We start from the raw sequence: 6148 nt of genomic DNA on the forward strand, positions 1-6148 counted from the left end.
TCTGGGCCGCCTCGTCCGGGTCCCCTAGTCTGGGGAGGTCCGCCGCCGCACCGCGGAGGGCTACCGACGACGAGGAGTGCCATGTCCACCCCCACCGACCCCGCCGGCTCCGACGAGACGCGCGAGCCCGTCCCCGCGTCCCCCGACGCACCCGCGTCGCCTGACGCACCCGCGTCCTCCGACGCGCCCACGGCCGCGTACCCCGACCTTCCCGCGTCCCCCGACACGCCCACCGAGCGCGTCCCGGCCCCGGAGAGCGTCCCGGCCGGCGCCGCGCCGGTCCCGCCGGCCCCGGTCGACGGCCAGCCCGCGACGCCCGCGTACGCCCCGGCTCCCGAGGTGCCCTACGGGCAGCCCGCCTACGCCGCCGCGACGCCGCCCGCCGGCACCGACACGCGTCCCAAGACCCTGGCCTGGATCTCGCTCGGACTCGCCGTGCTCGGCGCGATCCTCGCCTGCGTCGGCTTCCTGCCGGTGCCGTGGGTCGGACTCATCTCGGTGATCGTCGGCGGCCTCCTGCTGCTGGTCGCCTTCGTGCTGTCGATCGTCGCGCTCGCCGGCCGCAAGCACGGCGGCAAGCCGGTGGGCGTCATCGCGCTCGTGCTCTCGGTGCTCGGCGGCGGGCTCTGGGCGATCGCCCTGTTCACGAGCATCGCGTTCACCGCGTTCCTCACCACCTCCTCCGACGGTTCCGCGGAGTCGCCGGCACCGGCCCCGAGCATCAGCACCGCCCCGTCCGAGGACGGCACCGACGGCGGCGAGGAGGTCGCGGGCGAGTACGACGAGGCCGCCTTCCTCGCCGAGGCGCGCCCGGCGATGCTCGCCGTCTTCCAGGAGGTGGAGCCGTCGGTCACCGAGGATCTCGTGAACCAGATGTTCCCCGACGACGCTCTCATCGCCGCGGGCCAGAGCATGCTGCTGCTCGGCGAGGACGGACGCGATCAGATGATCGAGTCCCTCACCACCGGCGGCACCTTCGACGACGACACGGCCGGCCGGTTCGTCGACGCGATCTACGACGCCGCCAGCAAGCACCTGCAGGAGTAGTCACCGCCTCGCAGACAGCACGATGCCCCCGGATCGCTCCGGGGGCATCGTGCTCTGCGGGGGGTCAGTTCGACGGCGCCGAGGCCACCGAGGCCGGCGAGGCGGGGGTCACCGGCGACGCGGGCGTCACGGGCGAGGCCACCGACACCGGCGAGGCCGGGGTCACCGGCGAGGCGGGCGTGGCGGGCGAGGCCGGAGTGACGGGCGAGGCAGGGGTCACCGGCGAGGGCGAGGTGACCGGCGACGGCGACGTGGTGGGGCTCGGCGCGGTCGGCGCCGTGGCGGGGGTCGCGGGGGTGACCGCGGTGGGGGTCGCGGCCGAGACGACCGTCACCGACGTGTCGCTGACGCTCAGCGTCACCGCTGCGCGGTCGAGGACCGAGCCGTTCTTGCCGGTGATCGCGCCGCCGGGGACGACGGTGCCGTCCGTCGTGCGCAGGTCCATCGCCGAGGCCATCGCCGTCGCGCCGCCGGCCACCAGGCCGAGTCCGACCGCACCGGTCACACCGTAGGCGATCCACTTCTTCTTCATATCGAGTCCTCCTCTGGTGTCCCTCGACCCGGTGCCGGGGGAATGCGATCGCCTGATCGCATGACATCCACTGTGTCGCCCGCCGCTAAGGCGCCTCGAAGCCGGGCATGAGAGGGCTCTTATGGTCGGGAGCCGCCGCCCGCTCGGCCCCGTCGATCAGCTGCGCCGCACGCCCGGGGTCCCCGGCCGACGCGGCGCCGAGGGCGTGACCGAGCAGATGCACGGCGGTGAGCGCCCGCGTCCGCGCGTCGGCGCCCCAGCGCTCGAAGGCGAGCCCGGCGAGCGCGCGGACCGCCGCTGAACCGTCGCCGGGGTGGTCGCCGCCCGGGCCGTCCTGGCCGCCGCGACGCTCCGTCAGCAGCGCGCTCGCGACCGCGTGCCCGAGGAAGGCGGCCGTGTCCTCGCCGGGCTCGCCGCGGCCCGCGGTGTCGACGTCGATGAGACCGCTCACGGCGCCGTCCACGAGGAAGAGCTGCCCGATGTGGAGGTCGCCGTGGATCGTCGCCGGCGGGGCCGGGGCCGAGGCGAGGGACTGCGCGATGCGCGCGCCGATCCCGCGCAGCCGCTCCGCGTCGGGGAGGAGAAGCTCCAGCCGGGACAGGTACCAGGGCAGGCGCTGGGCGAGCGAGGTGCGCGCCGGCCAGGCGAGGGGGATGCCCGTCAGTCGGCGGCGCAGGTCGTCGACGGCGTCGAGGAGGTGCGCGGGACGCCACGTGGCCTCGGTCGCCGGTGCGCCCGTGGCGGCGTCGAGCACGAGCAGTCCCTCCGGGGACCAGCCCCGCACCGCCGGAACGGGGAGCCCGCCGGCCCGCAGGGCGTCGTGGGCGGTGACGACGCGCTCGATCCGGCTGGGCCGGACGACCTTCACCCAGGACGACCCGCCCTCCGTCGGCACGCGGAGCACCGCACGTCGGCCGGGACGGTAGCCGACGAGCTCAGGGGTGTCGGTCGCCGCGATCCCGAGACGCGACAGGAGCACCGCGGCGGCGTCGCCGAACGCCGCGGGCGCCAGCGCGGGAAGATGCGGGTCGGCGGGGTGCAGCCAGACGCGGGCCACGCCGTCGAGCGCGAGACCGGTCTCCCGCACCACCGGCAGCAGCGAGGTGTCGAGATACGCGACGCTGTCGGAGGGGAACCCCTGCGCGGAGGCGGCCTCGGGGGCGAGGGTCACCCCCGTCACCGACCCCGCGCCGAGAGGCTCGCGGGAGAAGACCCGGACGGCCGAGACGGGCACATCGAGCGCCTCCGCCAGGAGGGTCGCCTCGTCACCGGCGGTCGCCGGGACGGGGGCGGCGGCCGTGGCATCCATCCCCCGATTCCAGCACGGGAGCGGGAAGAACGGGATGAGACATCTCTTAGGGTCGCACGGGCACCCCGCGCGCTCGCGATACTGGAGGCGTGAGCACTCCGCCCCCCGCACCCGACCGGCGCCTGCGCATGTCGGTGCGCACCCGCATCGTCGCGGTCATCACGCTCGTCGCGGCGATCGGGCTGATCTCGGTGGGCGCGACGGTGTACCTCGTCGAGCGGGCGGTGTCGCTGGAGGCCATCGAGGACCGGCTGCAGGACAACCTCGACTCGGCCCGGTTCATCGTGGGTGAAGGTCCCGACGACACCGGCACGTGGCCCTCCGCCGACGAGGCGCTGCGCGCGGTCGTGCAGCGCATGAGCCCCGACGACAACACGGGAGCGCTCGGCATCGTCGACGGCCGGGCGGTGCTGCGCTCGGGCGTCGACCTCGATCTCGATCTCACCAGCGCTCCGGGCTTCGTCGCCCACGTCTCATCCGAGGTCACCGGCGCCGACCCCGTGATCGGCACGTACGCCGAAGAGGGCGTCGTCTGGCGCTACCTCGCGGCCCCCATCGCGGTGGTGGGAGGAGACGCCGCGACCGGAGCAGAGGTCATCTTCACGATGGCCTACGACGTCTCCGCCGAGCTCGGTGAGATCAACGGCACCGCGCAGGCCTATCTCGTGGCGGCGGGGATCGCGCTCCTCGTCATCGCCGTGGTCGCGACGATCGTCTCCACCCGCCTGCTGCGACCGCTGCGGCGCATGCGCGAGACCGCCGAGCGGGTCTCGGCCCAGTCCCTCGGCGAGCGCCTCCCGGTGCAGGGGCGCGACGACGTGTCGGAGCTCGCCAGCACGATGAACGACATGCTGGACCGTCTCGACGGCGCGCTCGACTCGCAGCGGCAGCTGCTCAGCGACGTGGGCCACGAGCTGAAGACCCCGATCACCATCGTGCGCGGCAACCTCGAGGTGATGGACGCCGACGACCCCGACGACGTGCGCGAGACGCAGGCGCTCGCGATCGACGAGCTCGAGCGGATGGACCGCCTCGTGCAGGACCTGTCCGCCGCGGCCGCGCTCCACGGGCCCTCTCCTGTGACGACCGCGCGGGTCGACGCGGGCGAGCTCGTGCAGCAGATCGTGCGCAAGGCACAGGGCATCGAGGGAGCCGAGGTCGACGCCGGCCCCATCGCCGACGTCGTCGCGCGGGTGGATCCGGGCCGGATCACCCAGGCGATGCTGCAGCTCTCGCAGAACGGCGTCACCCACGGCGGCGGCCGCATCGAGATCGGCAGCCGGGTGGTGGACGACACCCTCGAGCTGTGGGTTCGCGACCACGGCCCCGGCGTCCCCGACGCCGACAAGGCGGTCGTCTTCGACAGGTTCCACCGCGGCAGCACGGCGCACGCCGGCAGCGGGCTGGGGCTGAACATCGTGCAGGTCATCGCCCGTGCGCACGGCGGCTCGGTCCGCGTCGACGACGCCCCGTGCGGTGGGGCGCTGTTCGTGATCTCGCTGCCGCTCGCCGAGACCCCGCAGCCCGATGACCTCGTCATCCCGCCGCGGCCCCCGCTGCCGCCGCTGCCCGAGCCGCGACCGACCACGCTGACGACGACGGGCGGAGGCGCCTGATGGCATCCATCCTCATCGCCGAGGACGAGGCGCGGATCTCGGGCTTCATCGAGAAGGGTCTGCGCTCGGCGGGCTTCGCCACCCGGGTGGCGGCCGCCGGACCGCTCGCGCTGGAGCTCGCGCAGTCCGACGAGTTCGACCTCATGGTCCTCGACGTGAACCTCCCCGGCATGGACGGGTTCGCGGTCCTCGAGCATCTGCGCGGCGGCGGATCGCGGATGCCGGTGATCATCCTCACGGCACGCGTCGAGCTCCACGACACGGTCGCCGGCCTCGAGGGGGGCGCCGACGACTACCTCGGCAAGCCGTTCCGCTTCGACGAGCTGCTGGCCCGCATCCGCCTGCGCATGCGCCGCGACGACGACACCGGCAGCCTCGCCGCGCTGTCGCATCGCGACCTCACCCTCGACGTGCGCACCCGCGAGGCGCGGCTGGACGGGCGACGGGTCGAGCTCTCGTCGCGGGAGTTCGCCCTGGCCGAGGAGTTCGTGCGCAACGCCGGCCAGGTGCTCAGCCGGGAGCAGCTGCTGAGCCGGGTGTGGGGGTACGACTTCGACCCCGGGTCCAACGTCGCCGACGTGTACGTCGGGTACCTGCGGCAGAAGCTCGGGTCCGACCGCATCGAGACGGTGCGCGGCGCGGGATACCGCCTGGTCTGAGGGCCGCCGGGCTACTGGCGGATCGTGCTGGGCCCATCGGGGGTCGTCTCGACGACGACCTGCGCGGGAAGCTGCTCCTTCATGGCCTCGACGTGGCTGATGACGCCGACGGTCCGCCCGCCGGCGCGCAGCTCGTCGAGCGTGCGCATCGCCAGGTCGAGGGTCTCCGGGTCGAGCGAGCCGAATCCCTCGTCGACGAAGAGGGTGTCGAGCCGCAGGCCGCCGGCCCGGTTGGTGACGACCTCCGCAAGGCCCAGCGCGAGGGCGAGCGATGCGAGGAAGGTCTCCCCTCCCGACAGCGACTGCGGTGAGCGCAGGCGACCGGTGTGGGCGTCGAGCACGTCGATCCCCAGTCCCGACGCGCGACCGTGCGACGCCTTCGCGTCGGAGTGGCGCAGGGTGTAGCGCCCCGACGACATCTCGGTGAGGCGCAGGTTGGCCGCGGCGACGATCTCCTCCAGCTCGGCGGCGAGGACGAAGGTCTCGAGGTCCATCTTCATCGTGTTGGGGGCGCGGCCGGCGACCGAGTCCGCCAGCCGGGTGATGACCGCGGCGTCGTCGGCGACGGCGACGACGGCGGCGTACGCGTCGTCGACGCGCTGGAGCAGATCGCGCAGCCGATCGGCGGCGGCGCGGGCGTCGGTCTCGGCGGCGATGGCCGCGGCGTGCGACGACGCCGCCACCTCCCGTGCCGCGCGGGCGGCGTCGAGATCCGCCTCGGGCGCGTCGACCGTGGCCAGCTCCAGCTCCAGCAGGCGCGCACGGACCGCGCCCAGCGCCTGCCCGTGCGCGACGACGCGCTCGTCGATCGCCTCCTGCTCGGCGGAGTCGAGCAGTGCTGCGGCGACCGCGGCGAGGTCGGCGAAGTCGGACGCCGCGATCCGCGCGTCGCGATCGGCGGCGGCGGCAGCGGCGGCCCGGTCGCGCTCGGCGAGCTCCTCCAGGGTGCGGCGGCGCTCGCGCGCGAGGTCGCGGCGGGCGCGTC

At 74.5% G+C, this 6148-nt stretch carries 6 protein-coding genes; 3 read left to right on the forward strand and 3 right to left on the reverse strand.

The features are described from left to right. The first annotated feature begins 81 nt into the window (after positions 1–81). Positions 82–1047 carry a hypothetical protein gene (locus QQZ13_RS14635; RefSeq protein WP_284530158.1) on the forward strand — a complete coding sequence of 322 codons (966 nt, stop codon included), beginning with the start codon at positions 82–84 and terminating at the stop codon, positions 1045–1047. A gap of 64 nt (positions 1048–1111) precedes the next feature. On the opposite strand, the gene QQZ13_RS14640 is transcribed toward QQZ13_RS14635, so the two are convergent. Then, positions 1112–1579, reverse strand: coding sequence for a hypothetical protein (locus QQZ13_RS14640; protein ID WP_284530159.1), 468 nt, complete (start codon positions 1577–1579; stop codon positions 1112–1114). A gap of 85 nt (positions 1580–1664) precedes the next feature. Next, positions 1665–2888, reverse strand: coding sequence for a phosphotransferase (locus QQZ13_RS14645; RefSeq protein WP_284530161.1), 1224 nt, complete (start codon positions 2886–2888; stop codon positions 1665–1667). 89 nt (positions 2889–2977) lie between these two features. On the opposite strand from QQZ13_RS14645, the gene QQZ13_RS14650 reads away from it, so the two are divergent. Both QQZ13_RS14650 and QQZ13_RS14655 read left to right on the forward strand, forming a co-directional pair. Further along, on the forward strand, positions 2978–4504 hold the full coding sequence (locus QQZ13_RS14650; RefSeq protein ID WP_284530162.1) for a cell wall metabolism sensor histidine kinase WalK: 1527 nt from the start codon (positions 2978–2980) through the stop codon (positions 4502–4504). Beyond that, complete coding sequence (locus tag QQZ13_RS14655) at positions 4504–5163, forward strand: response regulator transcription factor (protein ID WP_284530164.1); 660 nt, start codon at positions 4504–4506, stop codon at positions 5161–5163. The genes QQZ13_RS14650 and QQZ13_RS14655 overlap by 1 nt, the downstream gene beginning before the upstream one ends. An 11-nt stretch (positions 5164–5174) precedes the next feature. Here the strand turns inward: QQZ13_RS14655 and QQZ13_RS14660 are convergent. Next, positions 5175–6148: SbcC/MukB-like Walker B domain-containing protein (locus QQZ13_RS14660; protein ID WP_284530165.1), on the reverse strand; the 974-nt coding region annotated here is incomplete at its 5' end.

It is taken from the genome of Microbacterium sp. T2.11-28 (assembly GCF_950097975.1).
Taxonomy (GTDB): domain Bacteria; phylum Actinomycetota; class Actinomycetes; order Actinomycetales; family Microbacteriaceae; genus Microbacterium.

Excerpts from the sequence above, each read along its gene's own strand:
- QQZ13_RS14655 (WP_284530164.1), top strand. The coding sequence starts at position 4,504 with ATGGCATCCATCCTCATCGCCGAGGACGAGGCGCGGATCTCGGGCTTC.
- QQZ13_RS14635 (WP_284530158.1), top strand. The coding sequence starts at position 82 with ATGTCCACCCCCACCGACCCCGCCGGCTCCGACGAGACGCGCGAGCCC.
- QQZ13_RS14640 (WP_284530159.1), bottom strand. The coding sequence starts at position 1,579 with ATGAAGAAGAAGTGGATCGCCTACGGTGTGACCGGTGCGGTCGGACTC.
- QQZ13_RS14645 (WP_284530161.1), bottom strand. The coding sequence starts at position 2,888 with ATGGATGCCACGGCCGCCGCCCCCGTCCCGGCGACCGCCGGTGACGAG.